This is a genomic window from Alkalicaulis satelles, from assembly GCF_008630495.1.
GTDB classification, from domain to species: domain Bacteria; phylum Pseudomonadota; class Alphaproteobacteria; order Caulobacterales; family Maricaulaceae; genus Oceanicaulis; species Oceanicaulis satelles.
Window position 1 is genome coordinate 114,206 of sequence record NZ_VWOJ01000004.1, and the last position, 22,660, is coordinate 136,865.

The 22,660-nt window shown below is 61.8% G+C and carries 18 protein-coding genes and 1 tRNA gene; 6 read left to right on the forward strand and 13 right to left on the reverse strand.

The window, feature by feature from the left end; all coding sequences use genetic code 11:
• Positions 1 to 143: 143 nt before the first annotated feature.
• Entirely contained in the window at positions 144 to 2,756 is a 2,613-nt protein-coding gene (locus tag F1654_RS12120) for a TonB-dependent receptor (protein WP_150023821.1), read from the reverse strand.
• A 296-nt stretch (positions 2,757 to 3,052) separates the two neighbouring features.
• Here F1654_RS12120 and F1654_RS12125 point away from each other — a divergent pair, with 296 nt between their 5' ends.
• Together F1654_RS12125 and argS are read left to right on the forward strand one after the other, a co-directional pair.
• Positions 3,053 to 3,544 (forward strand): MarR family winged helix-turn-helix transcriptional regulator, encoded by a 492-nt coding sequence (locus tag F1654_RS12125; RefSeq protein ID WP_150023822.1) that lies wholly within the window; start codon positions 3,053 to 3,055, stop codon positions 3,542 to 3,544.
• Between the two features lie 363 nt (positions 3,545 to 3,907).
• Positions 3,908 to 5,551 carry an arginine--tRNA ligase domain-containing protein gene (argS, locus tag F1654_RS12130; RefSeq protein ID WP_199200571.1) on the forward strand — a complete coding sequence of 548 codons (1,644 nt, stop codon included), beginning with the start codon at positions 3,908 to 3,910 and terminating at the stop codon, positions 5,549 to 5,551.
• Positions 5,552 to 6,062: 511 nt separating this feature from the next.
• Here the strand turns inward: argS and F1654_RS12135 are convergent.
• From F1654_RS12135 to F1654_RS12190, 12 genes are all read right to left on the reverse strand, one after another.
• Positions 6,063 to 6,247: transfer RNA gene (locus tag F1654_RS12135), tRNA-Pro, on the reverse strand.
• A complete protein-coding gene (locus tag F1654_RS12140) occupies positions 6,238 to 6,999 on the reverse strand; it encodes a class I SAM-dependent methyltransferase (RefSeq protein WP_150023824.1) in 762 nt (253 codons plus the stop codon). Before F1654_RS12140 ends, F1654_RS12135 begins: the two co-directional genes overlap by 10 nt.
• Positions 6,996 to 8,138, reverse strand: a complete 1,143-nt coding sequence (locus F1654_RS12145) for a saccharopine dehydrogenase NADP-binding domain-containing protein (protein WP_199200572.1) — start codon at positions 8,136 to 8,138, stop codon at positions 6,996 to 6,998. The genes F1654_RS12140 and F1654_RS12145 overlap by 4 nt, the downstream gene beginning before the upstream one ends.
• Positions 8,132 to 10,348, reverse strand: a complete 2,217-nt coding sequence (locus F1654_RS12150) for a TIGR01459 family HAD-type hydrolase (RefSeq protein ID WP_199200573.1) — start codon at positions 10,346 to 10,348, stop codon at positions 8,132 to 8,134. Before F1654_RS12150 ends, F1654_RS12145 begins: the two co-directional genes overlap by 7 nt.
• 734 nt (positions 10,349 to 11,082) lie before the next feature.
• The gene (locus tag F1654_RS12155) at positions 11,083 to 12,771 is read right to left on the reverse strand and encodes a complex I subunit 5 family protein (RefSeq protein WP_150023827.1); all 1,689 of its coding nucleotides are present in this window, start codon (positions 12,769 to 12,771) and stop codon (positions 11,083 to 11,085) included.
• Positions 12,768 to 14,249 (reverse strand): complex I subunit 5 family protein, encoded by a 1,482-nt coding sequence (locus F1654_RS12160; RefSeq protein ID WP_150023828.1) that lies wholly within the window; start codon positions 14,247 to 14,249, stop codon positions 12,768 to 12,770. The genes F1654_RS12155 and F1654_RS12160 overlap by 4 nt, the downstream gene beginning before the upstream one ends.
• Complete coding sequence (locus tag F1654_RS12165; protein ID WP_150023829.1) at positions 14,246 to 15,721, reverse strand: complex I subunit 5 family protein; 1,476 nt, start codon at positions 15,719 to 15,721, stop codon at positions 14,246 to 14,248. Before F1654_RS12165 ends, F1654_RS12160 begins: the two co-directional genes overlap by 4 nt.
• Entirely contained in the window at positions 15,718 to 16,041 is a 324-nt protein-coding gene (locus tag F1654_RS12170) for an NADH-quinone oxidoreductase subunit K (RefSeq protein WP_150023830.1), read from the reverse strand. Before F1654_RS12170 ends, F1654_RS12165 begins: the two co-directional genes overlap by 4 nt.
• A complete protein-coding gene (locus F1654_RS12175) occupies positions 16,038 to 16,967 on the reverse strand; it encodes a hydrogenase subunit MbhD domain-containing protein (RefSeq protein WP_199200574.1) in 930 nt (309 codons plus the stop codon). The genes F1654_RS12170 and F1654_RS12175 overlap by 4 nt, the downstream gene beginning before the upstream one ends.
• Positions 16,964 to 17,254 carry a monovalent cation/H(+) antiporter subunit G gene (mnhG, locus tag F1654_RS12180; RefSeq protein ID WP_150023832.1) on the reverse strand — a complete coding sequence of 97 codons (291 nt, stop codon included), beginning with the start codon at positions 17,252 to 17,254 and terminating at the stop codon, positions 16,964 to 16,966. The genes F1654_RS12175 and mnhG overlap by 4 nt, the downstream gene beginning before the upstream one ends.
• Positions 17,251 to 17,547: a monovalent cation/H+ antiporter complex subunit F gene (locus F1654_RS12185; RefSeq protein ID WP_233205279.1), complete on the reverse strand. Its 297-nt coding sequence runs from the start codon at positions 17,545 to 17,547 to the stop codon at positions 17,251 to 17,253. The genes mnhG and F1654_RS12185 overlap by 4 nt, the downstream gene beginning before the upstream one ends.
• The gene (locus tag F1654_RS12190) at positions 17,544 to 18,050 is read right to left on the reverse strand and encodes a Na+/H+ antiporter subunit E (RefSeq protein WP_150023833.1); all 507 of its coding nucleotides are present in this window, start codon (positions 18,048 to 18,050) and stop codon (positions 17,544 to 17,546) included. The genes F1654_RS12185 and F1654_RS12190 overlap by 4 nt, the downstream gene beginning before the upstream one ends.
• 323 nt (positions 18,051 to 18,373) lie before the next feature.
• Here F1654_RS12190 and F1654_RS12195 point away from each other — a divergent pair, with 323 nt between their 5' ends.
• The 4 genes from F1654_RS12195 to F1654_RS12210 all read left to right on the forward strand — a co-directional run bounded on the left by F1654_RS12195 (position 18,374) and on the right by F1654_RS12210 (position 22,387).
• Positions 18,374 to 19,792 (forward strand): circularly permuted type 2 ATP-grasp protein, encoded by a 1,419-nt coding sequence (locus F1654_RS12195; protein WP_233205280.1) that lies wholly within the window; start codon positions 18,374 to 18,376, stop codon positions 19,790 to 19,792.
• Entirely contained in the window at positions 19,792 to 20,730 is a 939-nt protein-coding gene (locus F1654_RS12200; protein WP_150023834.1) for an alpha-E domain-containing protein, read from the forward strand. Before F1654_RS12195 ends, F1654_RS12200 begins: the two co-directional genes overlap by 1 nt.
• Positions 20,731 to 20,741: 11 nt before the next feature.
• Positions 20,742 to 21,578, forward strand: coding sequence for a transglutaminase family protein (locus F1654_RS12205; protein ID WP_150023835.1), 837 nt, complete (start codon positions 20,742 to 20,744; stop codon positions 21,576 to 21,578).
• 68 nt (positions 21,579 to 21,646) lie between these two features.
• On the forward strand, positions 21,647 to 22,387 hold the full coding sequence (locus F1654_RS12210) for a peptidase (protein ID WP_150023836.1): 741 nt from the start codon (positions 21,647 to 21,649) through the stop codon (positions 22,385 to 22,387).
• Positions 22,388 to 22,660: the final 273 nt, after the last annotated feature.

Sequence of the window (22,660 nt, forward strand, 5' to 3'; positions counted from 1 at the left end):
CCGCTTTCAGGGCGGCGTCAGTTGAGCTGGAAGCCGTAGTCAAATCGCGCCTCGAGAAAAAGAAGAGAAAGCGCCCCGCAATGCGGGACGCTTTCCATTATCGGCTGTGAGGCCGTTGAGACAACATCGTGTTGCGCCCGGCGTCAGTACTGGACGCCGACACGCAGGCCGATGGTGCGCGGACGCATGATCGTCACCCGCTCCCGGTCGAACACGAAGTTATTGCTCAGCTGGGCGCGCTCATTGGTGATGTTGTCGGCGAACAGCTCAACGCTCCACTGATCGGCGGTCAGGCCGCCGGACAGGGAGAACACCGTGTAGCTGCTCAGATTGGCCGAGTTGATGTCGATGACATCGCTGCGCGAACCATCCGAATAGATCATCTGCGGCATGACATGGGCCATCCAGCCATTGTCCAGGCCCCACTCATAGCGGGCGCGCAGATTACCCTGGAGGCTCGGCGCAAAGGCCAGATCGGATCCGGCGGTCACGTCATCTGTCGGCGTGATCACCCGGGTGATTTCAGTGTCCAGGATCGAGAAGGCGCCCGCCACGGTCAGGCCCGGAATCTCCATGGGCGCCCAGACGAAATCGCCCTCCACGCCGCGGATTTCCGCATCCGCCGCATTGTCGGAGAAGAACAGGTTGACGATGCTGGGATCGAAGATCGTGGTCTGCAGCCGGTCGATCTCGACATAGAAGGCGCTGCCGTTGAAGCGCAGCTGACGGTCGAACAGCTCGGTCTTCCAGCCGATCTCGTAATTGCGCACATCATCGGTGTCGAGCGCGAAGGGAACAGTGTAGTCGCCCGGTCCCGGCGCGCCGCCCGGACGGTTCAGCAGACCCGGCCGGAAACCTTCCGAATAGGTGGCGTAGAACAAGGTGTGATCGGTCGGCGTCCAGGTGGCCGTCACCTTGGTGATCACCCCGTCGGTCTGGGCCGAGGACGGCGCACGCACCGAGTTGAAGATCTGCTCGGCCTGGGCGGGCGAATACCCCGCCGCGATGATGTCGGCCAGGCTGTCAGCTGTCGTGAAGGTCTGGCGCAGCGCCGGATCACACGAACCGACGAAGGTGAACGAACCCGACCCGTCATAGAGATCGGAGATATTCGTGCCGAAGGCGTTCTGGTCAACGCCGCCTGAATTACAGAAGGACGAATTGGCCGTGCCTTCCAGGTTCACGTCGATATCATACCAGCGTGCGCCCAGCGTGACCGCGAAGACATCGGGCACGAGGTCGAACGTGACCTCGCCGAACACGCCGCGCTGCTCGTCGGTGCGGCGCACGTCATTGCGGAAGATCACTCCGGCCGGGAACGGTCCGGGATCAGACTGGAACGCGCCGGGGAAGGGGAAGTTCGGCGCGAACGGACCGAACGGCTCGGCTGCGATCATGCCCGGATAGGTGAAGTCATTGCGCTCCACCAGCGTCAGGTCGCTGTAAAACGCGCCGAACGTGGCGCGGATGCGCCGGTCCTGGGGCGTGGTGGCGCGCGCTTCATGGGTCCACACATCGGTCTGTGAGGCCGAAGTCACATACAGGTTGGGCGGCTGGCACACGCCTGCCGGATCGGCCGCGCCCGGATAGGTCACCGAGCCGTCGCAGATATAGTAGGGCAGGTACTGACCGACGAAGAGATAGTCCGAATAGTCGACACGCTGGTCAGTGGAGCGGTCTGTGAAGGCGCCGGTATAGACCACGTCCAGCGCGCCAAGGCGCCCTTCCAGCGTCCAGTTCACATTGCGGAACTCGTCCTCGATCCGGTCCTGTTCAAAGCGCTGGATCTGCAGATCGTCCAGCTCGGGATCGACGAAGAACACCCCGTCAGCCTCGATGCGCTGCTGGGCGTAGCCCGCCGTCAGGCGCCATTCGGGATCAAACTCGTAGCGCGCCGAGAGGCGGAAGCCGGCATAGGTGGTGGAGTTGAAATTGTCCTGCACCAGCCCGGCATTATCGGCGTCCAGGAAGGTCACGCCCGACAGATCGGCGGTGGACTGGAAGCCGGCGCGCTGGGCCGAAACCGGCACGCCATTGGCGCGGACGGTCCCTTCAGGACGGAAGCGCGCAGACTCAGACGCATTGCGCGTGCCCGCCACGTTGTCGATATAGCCGCCCTGATTGTCCACATAGGCCACCAGGCGAACGGCGAAATTATCGCCGAAGGGCAGGTTCACCACGCCCTCGGCCTTGTTGCTCATGTCACCGTCCTGGGTGAAGGAGACGCCAAAGCGCGACGACGCCTGGAACTCGCCCAGCACCGGCTTGTTGGTGATCAGGCGCACCGTGCCAGCCTGGGAGCTGGCGCCGTAAAGCGTGCCCTGGGGGCCGGGCAGCACCTCGACGCGCTCCAGGTCCACCGCATAGACATCCAGATTGCGCCCCGGCTGAGCCAGAGGCTGTTCGTCGAGATAGAAGGCCACATTGGGCGACAGTCCGGCGACGCCGGCGACGGTGAGATTGGGCGTCGTGGACGCCAGGCCGCGGATATAGATGGTGCTCTGTCCCGGACCTGAACCGCCGGCCGTGATGCCGGGCAGCTGGATCAGATAGTCGGTGAAATTGTCCACCCGCAGCTCGTCGAGATCACCACCATCAAGCGCGCTGACGGCGACCGGAATCGATTGCGCGTCAGCCTCGACCTTGGTGGCGGTGACCGTCACCACGTCGACCTGGGCCGCTGCGGCGCCCGTCAGAGCGGCGGCTGCGGCGGTCATCACGGTGGTGGCCATCGCGCGTTGCCGGAAGGTTGTCATGAGCTATGCCCTCTTTCAGCTATCAAAATAATTCGTGGGCTTGTTATATGCGTCGCGCCGTTCTTGGCCACCGCTTGCAGGCGCCCGGACGAGAATTGAGGCGGAACGCGGACGATCTCGCTTATGAATCGATTGATTTATGGCCAATTTTGTAAGGGTTTGGAGGCTTATGTTGCGATCGTGCAACAGCTCGCAGCGCATCTCGGCACAGGGCAGAACCGGGCAAAATTTATTCGCACAGGAATCATATTCACATTTCGGTTCCCTTGGCTGGAAAGCCGCGCTATGGCCGCTTCATGAGCGAGCATGACGTCATTCTTATTGCGCTAAGACGCATTATCCGGGCCGTTGATATCCGCTCGCGCGAGCTGGAGCGCGAAACCGGGCTGACCGCGCCACAGCTGGTTTTGCTCCAGGCGCTGGGCCGTGAAGCGGAGGCCACGCCCAAATCGCTGTCTCGCGCGGTGTCGCTGAGCCCGCCAACCGTGACGGCCATCCTCGACCGGCTGGAGCGCGCCGGGCTGGTTACGCGGCGGCGCAGCCCGCGCGACGGCCGTTCGGTGATCGCCGAGTTAACGCCTGCCGGGCGGGAAGCGGTCAGTGCGGCGCCCGAACTGCTTCAGGCGGGTTTCCTGCGCGCCTTCCGCCGGGCGCCGGAGTGGGAACAGCACATGATCATCGCCGCGCTCCAGCGTGTGGCGGAAATGATGGACTGCCAGGATGTCGACGCCGCTCCAATCCTGGAGCGGTCCGGCGATGTCACCCAGGCCGCCGGCCCGGATCGCTGACACATCGCGGCGCAAATCCAAAACGGGCGCCCGGGTCTTTTCCCGCTGTATGGCCGGGCAGGTCAGGTTTTCCAGAGCGGCGCCTCCAGCCGGCCTGATGGCGGCGTTATTGGACGACTGCCGCACGCCAAGCCGCGGCCAGGTCAGATCGGCGCCCCCTATCTGAAAGGCTGAATTCATTTGACACAGGCGTCACATCGTGTGGGAAAATGCAATTTATAATTTTGTTGCACGTTGTGTGCAGCTTAACGCGTCAATAGCAGGCAGCTTGCTGCCATTCAGGAGATTGACCGTGTCAATCAGTATCGTTTCTTTTTGACCCGCTTTTAGCCACTTCTTATGCTTATCGGAAAGCGAAGTGCGATGGAGACAATAAATATTAATTTTGACGATATAAATCTGACCCAAAGTATTGAATCTGTAATTAGAGCTCGTCTGGGGCCAATTGCGTTGCAGTCAGACTTTCGCCGCAGTCTGAAATCGAACGCAGATGCGGCAGTTGTCATCAGGGCGGGCATATCCAAAACGGCCGGGAGATCACTTGAGGCGGATTTCGAGCGCTTGGATGGCATTGAGGCTGCCCGCTATTCAAAACAGAAACTGTTTCTTCGGTTTTCAGAACATTTCTTGTCCGCGCGCATGGATTGGCAATTGGCGTGCAATTTCGATGCCTGCAGGCCTTTCCAGAACCACAATGTACTTGTCGCTTTCTGTGACCCGAATGCGAATAAGGCGCTGCATGTGGGTCACTTGAGAAATATTGCGATCGGAAACGCACTGGCGTCTCTATGGGAAACCCTTGGTGCAGACGTCCAGCGCCAATCTGTTGTCTGTGATATTGGCCGCAATATAGCGGAATCAATTGCGGGACTTATAGCGGCGGGTGCGGCGCAATATCTTGACGGATCTGAATTATTATCACCCCGGCTTGGAGCGCTTTACGCGAAATATGTAGCCGATTGCGGTCTCCAGATCGAAGACGCCCTGTCGGCGGACGCCCCCATCGTACGGGAGCTGGCAAGGCATGATGATGAGGCCGATCGTGTTCTCGACCTGTGGCGGTCAGGAGACCAGGACATTCACGCAATCTGGAAAGCGGCGATTGCGCGTGTCATGCAGGAGCAGGCCCATACATTAAGCAGGCTGGGGGTTGTTATTGAGCGCAATATTCCTGAATCAAATTCGATACAGCATGTCGATGCAATGATCGAAAAGCTAAAGAGAAAATCTACTATATTCCAGGACATTGATGGTTCTATTGTTTTGGAGACGGGCCGGTCGGATTATGCGCGCTGCGTGCTTGCACGTTCAGATGGTTTTCCCACGGAACATTTGCGCGCTCTCATACTGTGGGATTCAATTCGAGGCGAAATACCGGGGTTAGATCGCCTTGTGCATGTGATGGGCCAGGAGTGGCGTACAAGTACAGAAATTCGACTGGAGCTGCTTGACCGTCTCCAGGACGATGGCGCTTGGCGTCAGTATGAACTCGTGCCCCACCAGGTCGTGCGCACAGATGGTTCAGATATGAAATCAAGCCATGGAAATAGCATTCTGATTGATGATCTTTGTGATGCAATGGAGAGATATTTTCACGAAAATGCTGATTACGGTGAGCTTCAAAAAAGCAGCCCAATGATAAAATCAGCCGTGATGGCGCCTATGCTGAATTCGGATATGAATGATATAATTGATGTGTCTTTTGATTTGTTCTTCAACGAAAGCTGGAACCCGGGTTTGAGGGTGGCGCGGGCACTCGCCATGACCCGGGGCGCCGAGCCTGCGCCCGCGATGTGTCAGGACGTCAGGTTTATGTTGTTTCAGGCGGAGCGGCTCACACGAATGATTGAAACGGCTGCAATCAAGTCAGATCCCCGGCTTGTGGTTCGCCATTTGATACGGCTTGCTGATAACAGGCTGGAAGCGGCCGGGCCGGTTCCGTCCGACGCCCTGTTGCGTCTGCTTTTGATGCGAGGGGCTCGCGCGCTGGGATGGGCCGCCAGGTAAGGCTGCGGAAGACAAGCCTCCGCAGCCGAACCAGGGCATCTATTCCAGGGCATCTTTTCCAGGGCATCATCATCCGTTGTTACGGATGTACGCATCTAGCCTTGTTTCGGTTCCGGATCAGCGAGTTGGAACCGAATTAAGGCTAGTCAGTGCACGGGAGACGGTGCGCGCTGCATCAGCAACTGGCACTGCATCCACTGCGAATGGATGGGCCGCTGGCACACTGACATCGTCAAGCGCACTCAGTGGCACCGCCGCTCGCGGTGGCGCTCCGAGTGGAACTCCCATAACTGGCGCCGAACGCGTCGCGAGTGGCGCCGAGACCGCAGAGAGACGCGAACTCACTCGCGAGAGTGAAGTGCGTATCTCTTCGATCGCTGGAGCTTTCCTGAAAGCTGGAACTTTCACCATTGAAAATCACCTCCTTTCTTATCCAGGTTGGATACTCGTGGCTTCCAGGGCCCAGCGCTTTGAGGGCGCGCCAGGCCGGAAGCGATAGCGTTCAAAATGGTGGCGCATCTGACGGGATTCGAACCCGCACCTTCCAACTCCCAAAGCTGGTGCTCTTGAGCTGTAGAGGTCCCCATTCCGCTTGCGATCCGTTTTCTCATGACGATGCCCTGGACAATCACAATGAACGTCTCGCCGCTTCCCGGTTTCCTGTTCCAGCTATTTTTCCGATTGAGCTACAGATGCAAATCTTTCCCTCCTGACGTATGCGGCTTGCGGGCCACAAGAACGACGTTTTCGCGGCCATCCAGGCGGATATAGCTGGGGGTGTGCCGCCGATGAATATAGGCGGCTTTCTCTACGACAAGCCCGGCGGCCCTGGCTGCGCGCCCTAGTACTGAAGGGTCGAGGAGGTGTAAAAAATCAGGCAGTTCATATAATGTAGGGTGATTGGAATATTGATGTATATTGTAGCACTCTCCAGGCCAGCGCAGACCTTTGGCTTTCGAATTCTTGTAATGGGGAATAAACCCACGAATGTTAGCCGCAAACGGCGAACCCGAGATCGATACGAAGCGTCCCCCCGGCGCCAGCCATCGGGCAACGCAGTGCATACCCGCTTCGATGTCGTGACCAGTGAGAAAATTCAATAAATTCGATGCGTGGATGGCATCAAACTGGTTTTCCTCATAGGCAAGTTCGTTCGGAAAACGGCCGCACACGAGTTTCAGACTGTCCCGCAGCTCAATAGGCGCGGCGTCTTGCAGAATCCGTAAGTGTCCGGGGTCAATATCATTCGCGTGAACAAAGGCGCCAGATCGCAGCGCGGCGAGGGCGGCAACGCCCATGGCGCATCCGATATCGAGCACAGGCCTTGAAGCCTGGCTCGCCAAGTCAACGAAATACGCATTAATCTCGTTCAGTATTGTAGATGTGCGGCCACGCCTGTTCAGCGTTACGATGCTGGCTTCATCGGATTGGTCTATCGTACACGTCATCGGGGGCTCTTTTTGATGTAAGACTGATAGCGAGATTGCAACTCTTCGGCATGAAGGCTTGCTTCGTTGACATGCATTTTCTTGCAGTAGTATCCAAATTCATTCTTTAACACTGTCATTTCCTGATCAGTAAATATGATGGTTCCATCGGGGAGTATGGCTTCAATACCTTCCACAACAGCGCCAGCCTCATTGACCGATATCGCCTCATCAGAGCCAAACCCGCCAATGCAGTCGAGTGACACGCCCCCTTTTCCAATGCGTACAGGGTAGCCGCCGGGCAGGCCGTGCGGCCCTGGCGCATGCATGGCGCGGGTATTGCGCTCATCCAGAAGCGCTACCGCTACGGCAACCACGTTGGAAGCCGCCACGATTTGCCCGGCAATGCCTCTCACACGCCGGAAGTCATCCACTACGCTTTTGAAGAGTGCGCTGTGCTGGATGTCAGATGAAGCCTCTCGGCCATCAAGCATCAGGCTCAGCGCGTAGGGGGCGGGGTCTGGGCGGCCGGTGCTTGAGATCTCGTTGCAAGCTGCATGATGGGCTGCGAACCTCAAGCTCAGCCGGTCGCGCGGCGCGCCCATGATCTTTTCGCAGGCGCGTTGAAGGCTCGGGATAAGGTTGGCGATATTGCCTGCACCGACCAAAGGCGCCAATCCGACGCTGTGAAGGGCCGGGTTCACAACATCGGGGAAGGCGGCATTGATCACCGACGCCTGAGAACCGCTGGCGGCGACGGCGAGCATGACGGTGCGGGCCGTTGCGAGATGGTTGGGCAGCCATGGGCCGATCCTGGCCTGTTGTAGCCGTTGGAAAAGAGGTTTCTCTAATAAAGAGATCGCCCAAAAAGGTTGAAGTGACGTGGCGTTGATAATTAAATCAGGGGACAGGCTTGATATAAGGGATGCGGTTTGATCGATATTTTGGACATCAAGGCAATAAATATCCACCTTGGGCTCAAGGCCCAGGCACATGGCCGAAGTGATTGTAAGATTGGCTCTTTCATTGACTTTATTCAAAGTGCGTGAAGCAAGTATAATGTGATATCGATTGTCCATGCGGCTAAGCAGATCGGCGACCTGGCCGCCGATGACGCCGGAGCCCAGAACCATGACCGTATGCCGGGCCTGCTTCACCATGTGACGGAACCTAGGGTCATGTCGGGAACGCATTGATGGTCTCGGCACAAGCGCATCAGTGTGTCGTTGCACAGTGAGCCATCGCCTCCGGGATGCAGGTCTGATGCATGCACTCCAGTGGCGGTGATCAGCAGGGACTTTGCTCCGAATGACGCGGCGCCGGCGATGTCGCTATTGAATGAGTCCCCGACCACCAGGATGCGCCGGGGCTCAATGCAATCCCGGCTGAGTTGAGTGGCCGCATGCATGGCGGCTTCATGGTATATTTCCTGGTGAGGTTTTCCAAAAATATGGACCGCGCCCCCCATCGATTGATAATGGGCGGCGAGAATTCCAACCCCCAAACACATTTTCTGATTAATGATGATGGATGTATCGGCATTACTGATCAGAAGTGGCAAGCGGCGATCTGCGCCCCGCCTTAAAATTTCGAGATGGTTGTCGTTTATATATTCATCATCAATATAGCCAACAGCGAGCAACCAGTCTGCTTTCTCGATATCGGTAACAACGTTCAAGCCCGCCGCATCTGCCCAATGTCCACCAGGCTGAAAGCCCAAGACATAGCACGCTTGGCCCAATTCAGTTGATCCTGATTTCCGGCGTTGTACGCTCCGGAATGCCAGATCGCCACCTGTTACAATTTTGGCATAGCAGTCCGGCTGGATTCCAATGCGTGAAAGGTGATGAGATAAATCGGAACCAAGTCTTGAAGTATTAGAGATCAATATCACGGGGCGGCATTCTTTTGCCAGCTGGCGCAAGGTTGTCTGCGCGCCGGCGTGGGCGCGGCTTCCATCAGTGAGGACACCCCAGACGTCCATGAGCACGGCATCACACTCATGAATAGTCTCGCGCATCCCATGAATCGCACGGGGTTTCTGTGCGCTTTTGCGGGCTGTATTGACCTGCGCCGGAGGATTTTGAAGCGCCATTCGCAATACAGGCTCGACACGGTCTGTGAGGGCGGACTGGATGATGGCCCGGCCTTCGGCAAAACCCGCTTCAAAGGCCTTGGATTGGGCATTGGTCCATTGGCCATTCCATTGACTCTCAATTGAAAGGGAGGCGGGATAGGTTAATGATGAGCCAATTGAGGCGATATTCATTCTGAGCTGATAACCTTCAAACCCATGTGATTGTCCCGGGGCGAAAGCCACCTTGGCGGACGCTAAAATCCATCGTGTGAGATCCGCGCTGTCTTCAAATTTAAGATTTTTTTTATTGAGCAAACTAACAAATCCGGAAAAATCAATGAGTATGGAGTGTCCGGCGCTGGGAGTGTGAGCGGCTTTGATGATCGATTTTTCATGTTCAAAAATCGTACGCAAATTCAAATCAACATGATTAATGGTTTCGATTGCAAGATTGATTCGGAACAAGATTTCTTTATTATTGAGTTCGTAGTATTCCGAGGGCGCGCGCAGGGCGTGCAGGGCTGCAATTTTAGAGAGCTGGGGCGTGGCGGCGGAGCTGGTCGTAATGTATTCAGACAGGGCATGAATAAGTTTGGGGGCGCCGCAAGCCCATCCGATGCGCATATTGGCGAGTCCGAAATTCTTGCTGGCTCCGGAGACAGTAAGCACTTGTTCTGCAGCGCAGCCCGCCGCCAATCTGACTGAGCGCGCTGCAACGTCAAATTCACAATTGGCGAACAGGGCGTCTTCAATCGCCCACATTCGGAAATTTAATATAACCTCCGACAATTCTTCTATTTCTCTGACGCCACAAATTGCACCAGTCATTGAGGGGTTAAACAGCACTAATATCGGCGGCGTGGGGGGAGCGTTTTCTTCAAGCCATTGCAAGAGTTGCTTGGCGGATGGGCGGTGGCTGTTCTCGGGCGAAGTGGGAATAACGCAAAGCTTCAATCCACGATATGCACACCAGGCGGCAAGCGGATGATAGAATCCTGAAAAAGTAATGACTGTATCGCCGCGCTGAGCCATTAAATCCAGACCTGCAATGATCAAGCGCGTTGTGCCTGCATCAATTGCGGTATTGCCAGCGAGGTCGGGCGGAACGCCAATCTCCATGAAGTGTCTGGTGATTTCTGCGCTTAAACTTTTGAATTTCTGCAAAAACATATAGTTTTCAATTGGAAGCAGAGTGGGGTCTGACAAGGCGTGACGCATCGCTGTAATGGATTCAGGATAGGCTCTGCGCAGACCCTCGCCGTGTGCAAAAGACACCACGTCGGCATCAAACATGGACGGTCCTGGCCCGTGGCCGGAATCTTCTTCTCCCAACAGTGCGCTGCGTGCGCGCTTCAATGAAGTATAAGCGCTGCACTCAACCGGGAGCTCTAATGTCAGAGGGTTTAATTTCGACCTGAGATGATATGGAGAGGGCGCATCAGGTTTCATCTGTTGGCGCAGCCCCAAATCGTTATTTTATTTGGGTAAATCGCTTGTTTTGCGCTGATGATATGGTCGGGATAAATTATAATATTGCCGCATAATTCATTATGGCGGCCGGCCTTGAAGAAATTCGCCGTGATATATTCACAGGGTTGAGGCATCTGGCGTCGCCATGCTTGTTCAAAAGGCAGCGTCGCGCATAGCAACCCAAAGTTTTTAGATTGTCAATATGCTACTCATAATGGTCTATTGTGCCGGCGCCCGCGAACTCAAGCGAGTGAGCCAGATGGAAGATCCGGACCATATTTTCGACGGATCATACGGGGTTCACATTGTAACAAGCAGCCACAATAGTCCAGATAAAGATAATTGCATCAATGTGAAAGCGCTATATCATGCATCGCTCCGAATAGATTAAATCATTAAAGCAATAAAACGATTATTTGTTGCTCGCCGCACTGATTTTTCTTATGACTTGAGGTGTATTCGGGGCCGCGATCGCATCAGGCGTCCGGCATGGCGGCGTCGCGGAGCGCATGCAAGCTGCGCGCATAAGGCGAGTGCCGAAGATGCAGCCCTCATCCTCACAGGGCCAGAGCCGCGGTGATCAGGACCAGCAAAAGCATCAGGCTGGCGAGACGGTTGGCCAGGACGCGCTCGATCCGGTGCGCCATTTCACCAGCGCTCATCATGAGCCTGCGCGCACTCCGCCCGCCCGGTTGCGGCAGCGCGTCAGCAAGGCGTTTGGCCATCGCGCCCGCCAATGCGCTCGATATTTCCAGCGCCGTCCATGCCGTCGCCAGCAAATCGCCCTGCGGGGCCTGCAGCCCGGTCAGCCGCCAGCGCTGTGCGGCCAGGATAACCAGCGCCGCCAGCATGAGCGGTCCCGCCCCGGAGACCAGGGCCTGAACCTGCCAGGCATAACCATGCGGCAGCCCGCTCTGTGGCCAGACAGCCCAGGGCAGGGCCAGCGCGCCCGCGCCCAGAACCAGAACCGGCAGAGACCGTGATAAGGGCGCGCGCGCGCCTGCCGCGCCGTCCGGACGCAACAGGGCCAGGGCGCGGGCGAGGAGAAGCGCTGTGGTGAAGGCCGAGGCGGTGATCAGCATCTCGCTGAACGGGTCCAGAGGCGCCTTCAGCGCCAGCTTGGCCAGCGACCCGCCTGTGAGCGGCAATCCCGCCACCGACAGCGCGATCAGGGCCAGCACTGCGCGCTGGCGCAGGGCGGCCGCGCCCGAGCCGGCCTGTACGGCGCCCACGCCCAGAAACAGCGCCCCCTTGGCCAGGGCGTGGTGGAGCGCATAGATCGCCGCAGCGGCTGTGAGCACGCCCGCTTCCAGCCCCGCCGCCAGTCCGGCGCCCAGAGCGGCCATGATCAGGCCCATCTGGCTGACGGTGGAATAGGCCAGCACCGCCTTTGGGTCACGCTGGGTCAGGCCGTAGAGAGCCGCGCCAAACGCGCCGGCGAAGCCCAGCACCGCCAGCGCGCCCCCGCTCATCGTCAGGCTCTCGCCTAAGGGCAAGAAGATCAGCAGGCCGAAAATACCGGCCTTGACGATGGCGCCCGACAAGACCGCCGAGGCCGGCACGGGCGCGGCGGGATGGGCTACGGGCAGCCAGACATGGAGCGGGACCAGGCCCGCCTTGATGCCGAACCCGGCGATCAGGAGGGCGAGGATGAGCGCACGGTCCTGCGACAGCCAGAGGGCGTCGGCGATGGCGTCAATATCTGTCACGCCCCCCGCAGCGCCCGCCGCCAGCATCAGCCCGGCCAGCAGCGCCGCCTCGCCTATGACGGCCAGTACGATATAGGCGAGGCCCGCCTTGAGCGCCTTGGGGCTGCGGTCATGAATGATCAGCGGGAAGGCCATCAGCGAGACCAGGGCGAAGGCCACATAGAAAGTGACCGCGTCCGCCGCCAGGAACACGCCCAGATTTCCGGCCAGGCACAGATTCCAGAACAGGGCGAAATGGCCCGCCCGGTCCTTGCCGCGCATGTAAAAGCGCGCATAGAGCCCGGCGGCGAGCCAGAGCAGGCTGGCCGCGCCCAGAAACAGCGCGCCGGTCTCGCTCAGCGCCAGGCTCGCCCCTAATACCAGATCGGGCAGGACCAGAAGCTCTCCGCGCGGCGCGAGCAGGGCGGCGGCCAGGCCCGGCAGGGGCGCTGCGGCGGCCAGGCTCAGGCTTCTGTCGCGCACGATGGGCAGTGCGCTCAGCAACGCCAGCGTGAGCGGCAGGGCCAGGGCGAGGGGAAGCAGCCAGATCGCACTCATGGCAGATAGATCCGTTCGGCGATGAGAGCGGCCCAGCTCAGCGGGCTCAGTTCAAAACCGGCAAACAGCCCGGCGCCCAGCGCTGCGGCGGCCGTGAAGGCCCCTGGTGCGATCAGCAGCCAGGTGCGGCTGGCGGCCAGGGCGTTCCGGTCCGGCAGGCCCGGCGCAGCAGGCTTCAGCCAGGCGCGATAGAGCAAGGGCAGGAAATAGGCGGCGTTGAGCAGGCTGGAGACGATCAGCACGGCGATCACCCAGCTTGCGCCCGACTGGTATCCGCCAATGGCCAGATACCATTTGGACACAAATCCTGCGACGGGCGGCACGCCGATCATGCCCAATGCGGCGATGCTGAACGCGGCCATGGTGACCGGCATGCGCCGCCCGACGCCGTCCAACTGGCGGATGTCGGTCACGCCCGCGCGCTCGGCCAGCACGCCCGCGCCGAAAAACAGCGTGATCTTCATCAGGCCCTGATGAACCAGGTGCACCAGCCCGCCAATGACGGCGAACGGTCCGGCCAGGCTCGCGCCCAGCACGATATAGCTGACCTGGCTGACGGTGGAGTAGGCGAGACGTTTCTTGATATCGCTCTGGCGCAAGGCCTGGAGCGAACCATAGAGGATGGTGGCCGAGGCCAGCGCCGCCAGTGGCAGGCCCAAACCGAGGGCGGCCACCGTCTCGATGCCGTAGACATCATAGATCACCCTGACCACGCCGAATGCGCCCGCCTTCACCACGGCCACCGCATGCAGCAGCGCGCTGACCGGGGCGGGCGCGGCCATGGCGGCGGGCAGCCAGGCATGCAGCGGTATAAGGGCCGTCTTGGCGCCCAGCCCGCCGATCAGCAGGACGAAGATCATGCTGGCGGCCAGGGGTGAGAATGCTGAGAGGTCCGCCCCTGCGGCGAACTCCACCGGGCCTGATCCGCTTTCCAGCCAGACGATGCCGGCCAGCAAAGCCGCGCTGCCCGCCAGCGTGTAGGCCAGATAGGTGCGCCCGGCGGCCATGGCCTTGGCGCTGCCGGTGTGAACCACCAGCGGCCAGGTCGCCAGCGTCAGGATTTCGTAAAACACAAAGAAGGTGATCAACGAGCCCGACATGGCGATGCCGGACGCCGCCACCACGCACAGATTGAAGAAGGCGAAGAAGCGCGCCTGATGCGCAGAGCCCTTCAGATAGGCGATGGCGTAGAGCGTGGTCGCCATCCACAATACAGCCGACAGGGTGACGAACAGCAGCGCCAGCGCATCCAGGCGCAAGACCATGTCCAGGCCCGGCACGAAGGCGATGCGCCATTCATAGAACGCACCGGCCTCCACGCCCGCCAGCGCATAGGCGACGACCCCCAGCTTGAAAGCGGCGAAAGCGATATTGATGGCGTTGCGCGCGCGCGCACGGCCTGAAAGCAGCGCGCTGGCCAGTGCGGGGACCAGCGGCGCCAGCACCAGAAGTATGGGCACAAGCATGGCTGCGCTCATGGCTCAGCCTCTTCCAGTCCGGCCTCGCCCGCCTCAGGCAGCCCCGACACCATGAGCGCATAGGGCTCAGCGGACAGAAGTCCCAGCGCAATCGCCGCCGCACCCAGCACCAGCGGCGCCAGCGCCATGGACCTGTGCGGCAAAGCCCGGATGGCAGGAGTCCCGGTTCCGGCGAACAGGCGCGCCAGAGGCTTGAACAGATAGGCCGCCGCCATCAGCCCGCCCGCCAGGATCACCAGCGCATAGTGCCACTGGCCTGAGGCCAGCGCGGCGATGAGCATGAGATATTTGGCCATGAACCCGCCACTGGGCGGCAATCCCATCAGCGATACCGCGCACAGCCCGAAGGCCAGAGATGTCACCGGCATGGCGCGCGCCAGCCCGGTCAGATCAGCGATACGCCCGCCGCCTGCGCCATAGATCATCAGCCCTGCGGCCAGGAACAGCCCGGCCTTGGCCAGCATATGGGCGCTGAGATGAAAGCCCATGGCGCCCCATGCTCCGGCTGTCCAGGGCGTGGCGGATTCCCCGCCCCCCGCCAGGGGAAAGACCAGAAACAGATAACCGAGCTGGGCGACGGTGGAGTACGCGATCAGGGCCTTGAGCCCGGTTTGCGTGATCGCCAGCACGGATCCGTACACAATCGCTGCAGCGCCCAGAACGCCAAACGCGGTGATGACTCCGGCGCCGGCCAGGCCCGGCAGGCCCTCGAACCAGACTCGCGCCAGAATGACGAAAGAGGCTTTCACCACCAGGGCCGACAGCAGCGCGCTGACCGCAGTCGGCGCTGCGCCATGGGCTGGCGGGAGCCAGCCATGCAGGGGGAACAGGGCGGTCTTGGCCATAAGCCCCCCCGTGATCAAAGCCGCGGCGATGAGGACGCTTGCGCGCGCTTCAGGGGCGCGCTGAGCGATGAGCGACATATCCAGAGTGCCCAGGGCGGCATAGATCAGAACCGCGCCCAGGAGATAGGCGAGCGACCCTGCCAGCGCGATCATCATATAGTTCACCGCCGCCTGGCGGGACCCAAAAGCGGCCAGCGCCACGGCGCAAATCGACAACAGCTCGATGGCCACATAGAGATTGAACAGGTCGCGGCTGACCAGCACCGCATTCATTCCCGCCCAAAGCCCGTAGAAGAGCGGCCAGAAAGTGTAGCGCCGGGCCGATTCCGGACGTGCACCGCCATAGCGGCCCAGCGCAAACAGTCCGGTGACAGAGGCGGTCAAAGCACAAGTGAGCAGCAGGACGGCGCCCAGCCCGTCCGCCTCCAGCGCTATGCCCAGCGGCGGCATCCAGCCGCCCAGCGCCCCGCCTTGCGGCCGGGCATGGGTTTCGAGCGCCAGCCAGAAGGCCAGGGCCGTGATCACGGGCGCGGCGATCCAGATCAGGCGCGCGCCATGGCGCCCGGCGATCAGGCTGGCCAGCAGAAAGGCCAAAGGGGCGCCGGCAAGTGCGAAGAGCAGGTTCACGGACCCGCCTCCCCGTCGTCGGTCCCATCATCCCGGTCCCCGCCCTGCGCCAGTCGCACCGCCAGCGCGGCCGCAAAGGCGGTCAGGGCCAGGGCCACCACGATGCCGGTGATGATCAGCGCCTGGGGGACGGGATCCACGCCGGCGGCTGAATACCCCGTCCCGCCGAACAGCAGGAACACGCCGCTGCCGATCACGTTGAAGGAGATCAGGCGCCGGATCACGGCGCGCTGCGCCATGAAGCCGTAAAAGCCCAGCGCGATGAGCGCCGCGCCGGTCAGCGCAAACACGTGTCCGCGTTCGGCCAGCAGCTCGGTCATGACAACCGCCTGGCCGGTCCGGCGATGAGCAGGGCCAGGGTGGCCGCAATCGACACGGTCAAGGCGTATTCGATGATCAGGATCGCTGTCCGGGCGTAACCGGGCGGATAGCCAAGCGCCTGCCCGGCCAGCGCCCCGGCGAGCCCTGCGCCCAGAAACACCGCCGGTCCGGCGATGATGACCGCACGCAAGGGCAGGCTGGACACGCGCGGCTCATCGCGCAGGCCTGACAGTACGATTAGGATCCACACCGCCGCCAGCACGGTCCCGGCCTGGAAGGCGCCCCCGGGCTGATCGGCGCCCGCCCAGACAAGATACACGCCCACCAACAGGCCCAGGGGCGGCAGTAGACGGCCAAAACTGGCCATGACCCCATCGGGCCGGGAGACATGCTTCGGACCGGGTATGCCGCCCCAGACCCGTTCGGGAGACAGTGACCAGACCGCCGCCAGCGCAGCGCTGAGCACCAGCGTCTCAAGAAGGGTGTCATAGGCCCTGAAACCCAAAAGCACAGCCGTGACAGGATTGCCGAGCGCCAGCGCGCCCTGCTCATCGGCCACCGTGCGGGTCAAACCGTCCTGTCCGGGCAGGGCGATAATCGCGGTGATCACGAGCCCGCCCGTCAGTGCTGCGCCCAGCGCGGCCCAGAGACGTACTGGCCAGGGCGGCGCCTGTGAGTCCTCCAGAGCGCCCGCCTCCTTCATACCCTGCCAGGCGCCGATCAGCAGCACGCCGGTCACGCCCGCGCCAATGGCCGCTTCGGCCAGCGCCACATCCACCGCGCCCAGGCTCAGCCAGGCCAGGGCGATGAGCACGCCATAAACGATGTAGAACACGACCGAACCAAACAGATTGCGCCCGGCCACCGCCAAAGCGGCGGCGCCCAGAATGAAGGCGCACAGGGCAAGATCGAACGCCAGGCTCACTCGCGCGGCTCCGGCTTGAGGGCGGCGCGCGCCACCAGCTGGGCGGCCATGCCCGCCGCAAACAGCGCCAGCAGCCAGATCAGCGCCAGCTTGCCCGCGATCCAGGCGTCGCCCCAATGAAGGCCCGCCGCCAGAACGATGAAGCCCAGTCCCAGATTGTCCGCCTTGGTCAGGGCGTGCAGGCGCGAATGGGTGTCGGGAAAACGGATCAGGCCGACCGTGCCGGCGGCGTAGAAGAACACGCCCAGCGCCAGCAGGGCGGTGATGAGTAGCTCGCCTGGGCTCATGGCGCCGGGTCCTCCTCGCTTTCAGGATCGCCCGCGCCCTGAACCGTAACTGTCTTGACAAACGCCAGGGCGGCGAACGCGGCCAGCAGGGCCAGCACCAGCGCCACATCCAGAATGGCGGGCTCTTCGCGCGCAGCGGCGATCAGCACGGCCAGGCCCACACCGCCCGCGCCGATCAGCTGGGCGCTCATCATGCGGTCCGCGCGTCCCGGGCCGCGCCAGGCCCGCCACAGCGCCCCGGCCATCGAGATGAGCACGCCCAGCGCCGCCAGCATGAACAGATCAGCCATCATGGCTCAGGGCCGTCATGCTGGGAGAACGCGCGCGCCAGGCGCGCCTCCTCGGCCTCAAGGCGGGCCCGGGTGCGGGCATCCAGATCCAGACAGTGGATCTTCAATCCGTCACCGTCGCAGCCCGCCGAGAGCGTGCCGGGCAGAAGGCTGGTCTCGGCCCCGAACAGAGCACGCGCCGGGCCGTCAGTCATGCGCGTTGGTAGATTGATCCAGCCCGGCCTTACGGGCAGGTGCGGATGCAGGGCCCGCCAGGCCACATCCACTCCGCCCAGTATGGACCTGACGAGGAAATCCGGCGCTAGCGCCGCCAGACGGATCAGCACCGCAGGGCGCGGCCCGGGCGGCAGCAGGACAAGGCTGAGCGCCGCCGCGGCCAGTACCGCAACAAGGCCATAGACAAGCGCACCCGCCGCTCCGCCGGTCATCACCAGCCAGGCCAGGCCGAGCAGGGCTGTGCGCTTGATGAAGGATATGATCGAAGATGTTGGCACGGCCTGAAGCATCAACCCGTCTGGCTGTCTCGGCCCAGTAAATAACGCAGAGCGGACCAAGGCAAATGCACACGCGGTAAAGGGCGTGCGTTTGAGGCAGACCGCGCAGTGCGCCTGCGCGCGCTCGTTATGGCAAGCCTCGGCCAGGACATGTTCTGCCAGAACCGCGCTGCCCCAGCCTCATATCGGCGCCGTGGTCGTGGCGCCCGGCTTTGGCGTCTCACGCCAAAGACCTGTGTTGCCGTCACCCGGATCCAAACTATCTTGCTTTGCAACATTTTTGTTGCAGCCGCGTCGGATTGAGCCCCACACTCCAGGCGGGGAGGACGGGCGTGATGAGTTTTGACGAGATGACAGGACAGCCGGGGTCAGGCGAGGTGCGCGAGAGCTATCGCGCCCTGGCCCGCTGGCTGGACGAGTCGCCGCCTGATCTGCTTGAAGCACGCGCGCGCCAGGCCGAGTTCTTTTTCCGGCGGATGGGCATCACCTTCGCCCTTTATGGCGAGCACAACACCAGTGAACGGCTGATCCCGTTTGATATCGTGCCGCGCATTCTCTCGGCGCGCGAATGGCGGATGATGGAGGCGGGACTGGTGCAGCGCGTCCATGCGCTCAACCTGTTCCTGGCCGATATATACGGGGCTCAGGAGTGTATCCGCGCCGGGATCATTCCCGCCGACATTGTCCTGACCAATCCCTATTTCCGGCCGGAAATGACAGGCTGGCGCCCGCCGGGAGACATCTGGGTCCATATCGCCGGGATTGATCTGGTGCGCACCGGCGAGGACGCCTTCTATGTGCTCGAAGACAATGCGCGCACGCCTTCGGGCGTCTCCTACATGCTGGAAAACCGCGAAATGATGATGCGGCTTTTTCCCGACCTGTTCAGCGAGCACCGGGTCCGGCCCGTCGACACCTATACCGATCTCCTGCTTCAGACCCTCAAGGACGCCGCCCCCGCTAGCGCAGCCCGCGAACCTTGTGTGGTGGTGCTGACCCCGGGGCCATATAATTCAGCCTATTACGAGCACTCTTTTCTGGCTGACAAGCTGGGGGTTGAGCTGGTGGAGGGCTCCGACCTTTATGTCGACAACGCCCAGGTTTTCATGCGCACCACCCAGGGGCCGTGCAAGGTGGATGTGATCTACCGGCGCGTCGATGACGACTTCCTCGACCCGCTGACCTTCAATCCTGACAGCGCGCTGGGCGTACCGGGGCTGATGCTGGCCTATCAGGCGGGCCATGTGACGCTGGCCAATGCGGTGGGTACCGGCGTGGCCGACGACAAGGCGGTCTATACCTACATGCCTGAGATCATCCGCTTCTTCACCGGCGAGGACCCGATCCTTCACAACGTGCCCACCTGGCGGTGCCGTGAACCAGATGCGCTCAAGGAAGTCCTGTCGCGTCTGGATGAGCTGGTGGTCAAGGAGGTTGGCGGATCGGGCGGGTACGGCATGCTGGTGGGCCCCGCCGCAACCCAGGAGGAGATCGAGATCTTCCGGCGCAAGCTGATTGCGGATCCGGCCGCCTTCATCGCCCAGCCCACCTTGCAGCTGTCCACCGCGCCCACCCTGTGCGGTACGCAGCTGGCCGGTCGCCATGTGGACCTGCGCCCGTTCGTGCTGACAGGACCGCAGGGCGCCAGGGCCACGCCGGGCGGGCTGACGCGTGTGGCGCTCAAGGAAGGCTCTCTGGTCGTCAACTCCAGCCAGGGAGGCGGCACCAAGGACACCTGGGTGCTGGATGCGTGATGCTGGCCAGAAGCGCTGACAATCTGTTCTGGGTCGGCCGCTATGTGGAGCGCGCCGATTTCATCGCCCGCATACTGGAAGCCTCCTTGCGCCTGTCGGTCGTGCCTTCGCGCGAGGACAACGCAGACCAGGTCTGGCGCAGCGCGCTGGACTCCTCGGGCGCAGGCGCGCTGTTCGACGCCAGCGGCCGGACGCTGGACGAGTTGGCGGTGCGCGAGTTTCTGGCGTTCAACAGTGAAAATCCCTCATCCATCTGCAATTGCATCATCCGGGCGCGCACCAATGCCCGCGCCGTGCGCACCGCGCTGACTGTGGAGCTATGGGAGGGGATCAATGGCGCCTGGAATGCGCTGGAAGACCAGGGCCGGCCCGCGCGCCGGGCCGAATTCGCCGAATTCCTGAGCTGGGTCAAGTCGGTCACCGTGGCGGTGGAGGGGGCGGCCAGCCGCTCCATGCTGCGCAATGACGCCTACTGGTTTCTGCGCTTGGGCGCGGCGATCGAGCGGGCTGACAACACCGCGCGCCTGCTGGATGTGAAATATCACCTGCTCTTGCCCGAGGATGAACCGGTGGGCGGGCAGCTGGACTATTACCAGTGGACCACCCTGCTGCGTCAGGTCTCGGCCCTGACCGCCTATCGCTGGGTCTATCGCGACAGCGTGAAGCCCTGGCTGGTGGCCGACCTGCTGGTGCTCAACCGGCAAATGCCGCGTTCGCTGGCCAGCTGCCAGGGCGCCATTGTGGATGCGCTGGAGCGCCTGGCGGCCGATTATGGCCGGCGCGGTCCGGCCCAGCGCCTGGCTGCGGCCCGGCTGGGCCAGCTGGAAAGCGCGTCCATCAACGCCATCTTCCAGTCCGGACTGCATGAATTCATCGAGGAGTTTCTCGCTGCGAACAATCAGCTGGGTCAGGCGATCACCGAGCAATATCTGAGCTGAGGAGCGCGTCCATGCTGATCCGCGTCGAACACCAGACCACATATCGCTATGACCGTGCGCCCCGGCTGGTGATCCAGGCCCTGCGCAAGACGCCGCGCTCATGCGCCAGCCAGCATGTGCGCCGCTGGCGGATCAATGCCGACGCGGACGTGCGCATCCATCAAAGCGAGGACGCCTTCGGCAATATCATGCATGCGCTCTATACCGACGGGCCTGTGGAGGCGCTGTCGGTGACCGTGTCCGGCGAGGTGGAGACGTCCGACACCGCCGGCGCGCTTGAGGGCTGGCCGGAGCGCCAGCCGGAGCTCGTCTTCCTGCGCACAACACCCCTGACAGAGCCCGGCGAGGCGATCCGCAGTTTTGCCGATCCGCTCAGGCGCAAGGACCGGCTCGACCTGCTGCACGGCCTCATGAGCTCGATCCATGCGCAGATCGCATTTGATGCTGGCGCGACGGATGTCAGCCATAGCGCACAGGAAGCCTTCGAGCTCGGCCGGGGCGTATGCCAGGACCACACCCATATCTTTCTGGCCGCGGCGCGCTGGCTCGGCGTGCCGGCCCGCTATGTGTCCGGCCATCTGCGTCGCAGGGATGGCGAAGCCGGACAGGAAGCCGCCCATGCCTGGGCCGAGGCGAAGGTGGAAGGTTTGGGCTGGGTCGGATTTGATGCGGCCAATGGCGTCTGCCCGGACGCAAATTATGTACGCGTTGCCTCGGCTCTGGACTATCTGGGCGCGGCGCCGGTGCGCGGCGCCAGCTATGGAGGACAGGGTGAGCGCCTCAGCGTCAGCCTGCAGGTGGACAGCCCGCCCGCCGCATCGCCGCCCCCGTCCCAGCTGCAGCAATAGCGCGCGCGCCTGGCGGTGGAATCGGCTATCACTGGGCGCTCCTTTTCCCGGGCGGGAGCGTCCAGTTCATGACCTATTGCGTCGGCATGCTGCTCAATGACGGGCTGGCGATGATCGCCGACACCCGCACCAATGCGGGCGTCGACAATGTCTCCACATACCGCAAGCTGTTCGTCACCGAGCAGCCCGGCGAGCGCGTCATCGCCATCGCCACCGCCGGCAATCTGTCCGTCACGCAAACCGCGCTCAGCCGGCTCAAGAGCGGCGTCAAGCTGCCCGGCTCCGATAAGGCCGAAACCCTCATGAGCGCGCCGGACCTGCAGCGCGCGGTGGAGCTGGTGGGCCATACCATCAAGTCGGTGCGCCAGGATTTCACCACCGGGCTTGAAGCCGAGACAGTGGATATGGGCGCCACGGTGCTTCTGGGCGGCCAGATCAGGGGCGGGCCGCTCGGTCTGTATCTGATTTATCCGCAAGGCAACGCCATCGAGTGCGGGCCGGAAACGCCCTATCTCCAGATCGGAGAGCTGAAATACGGCAAGCCGATCCTGGACCGGGCCCTGCGTCCCGACACGCCCCTGGTGGAGGCGGTCAAGCTGGGCCTGATCTCGTTCGATTCCACTTTGCGCTCTAATCTGGGCGTGGGCCTGCCCTTTGACATGATCACCATCAGGCCGGACCGGTTCAGCGGATCGCAGCGGCGCATAGAGGCCGATGATCCTTATTTTCGCGAGTTGGGCGCGCAATGGTCGGAGGCCATCGCCAAGGCCCACCGCGCCATGCCCGCCCCGCCCTGGATCGAGAGCTGATACCGGCTCCACCAGGCCCGCCCGCATAATGTCTTGAAAGAGGGGAGGGTGTTTTCCATCCTTGAAAGTCGGCATTCAGGACAGGACGCAATGCGCTATGTGCTTTTGTCAGCGCCTTGGCGTCTCTTCGCCGCCCTGCGGCTAACCTGTCAAAACGAGGTCCGTATTGAGGGCCGCTGCCCCTGAGCGGCGCTGCGCATCCTGGCTTAATCCTTTGCGCATGAACGCGCTGAGATGCGCCATGGCAAAGAAAAACCGGCAATCCCGGTGGGA

Excerpts from the sequence above, each read along its gene's own strand:
- F1654_RS12140 (WP_150023824.1), bottom strand. The coding sequence starts at position 6,999 with ATGACGTGTACGATAGACCAATCCGATGAAGCCAGCATCGTAACGCTG.
- mnhG (WP_150023832.1), bottom strand. The coding sequence starts at position 17,254 with ATGAGCCCAGGCGAGCTACTCATCACCGCCCTGCTGGCGCTGGGCGTG.
- F1654_RS12120 (WP_150023821.1), bottom strand. The coding sequence starts at position 2,756 with ATGACAACCTTCCGGCAACGCGCGATGGCCACCACCGTGATGACCGCC.
- F1654_RS12200 (WP_150023834.1), top strand. The coding sequence starts at position 19,792 with ATGCTGGCCAGAAGCGCTGACAATCTGTTCTGGGTCGGCCGCTATGTG.
- F1654_RS12160 (WP_150023828.1), bottom strand. The coding sequence starts at position 14,249 with ATGAGCGCAGCCATGCTTGTGCCCATACTTCTGGTGCTGGCGCCGCTG.
- F1654_RS12190 (WP_150023833.1), bottom strand. The coding sequence starts at position 18,050 with ATGCTTCAGGCCGTGCCAACATCTTCGATCATATCCTTCATCAAGCGC.
- F1654_RS12185 (WP_233205279.1), bottom strand. The coding sequence starts at position 17,547 with ATGATGGCTGATCTGTTCATGCTGGCGGCGCTGGGCGTGCTCATCTCG.
- F1654_RS12155 (WP_150023827.1), bottom strand. The coding sequence starts at position 12,771 with ATGAGTGCGATCTGGCTGCTTCCCCTCGCCCTGGCCCTGCCGCTCACG.
- F1654_RS12145 (WP_199200572.1), bottom strand. The coding sequence starts at position 8,138 with ATGGTGAAGCAGGCCCGGCATACGGTCATGGTTCTGGGCTCCGGCGTC.
- F1654_RS12205 (WP_150023835.1), top strand. The coding sequence starts at position 20,742 with ATGCTGATCCGCGTCGAACACCAGACCACATATCGCTATGACCGTGCG.
- F1654_RS12170 (WP_150023830.1), bottom strand. The coding sequence starts at position 16,041 with ATGACCGAGCTGCTGGCCGAACGCGGACACGTGTTTGCGCTGACCGGC.
- argS (WP_199200571.1), top strand. The coding sequence starts at position 3,908 with ATGGAGACAATAAATATTAATTTTGACGATATAAATCTGACCCAAAGT.
- F1654_RS12150 (WP_199200573.1), bottom strand. The coding sequence starts at position 10,348 with ATGTTTGATGCCGACGTGGTGTCTTTTGCACACGGCGAGGGTCTGCGC.
- F1654_RS12195 (WP_233205280.1), top strand. The coding sequence starts at position 18,374 with ATGAGTTTTGACGAGATGACAGGACAGCCGGGGTCAGGCGAGGTGCGC.
- F1654_RS12125 (WP_150023822.1), top strand. The coding sequence starts at position 3,053 with ATGAGCGAGCATGACGTCATTCTTATTGCGCTAAGACGCATTATCCGG.
- F1654_RS12210 (WP_150023836.1), top strand. The coding sequence starts at position 21,647 with ATGACCTATTGCGTCGGCATGCTGCTCAATGACGGGCTGGCGATGATC.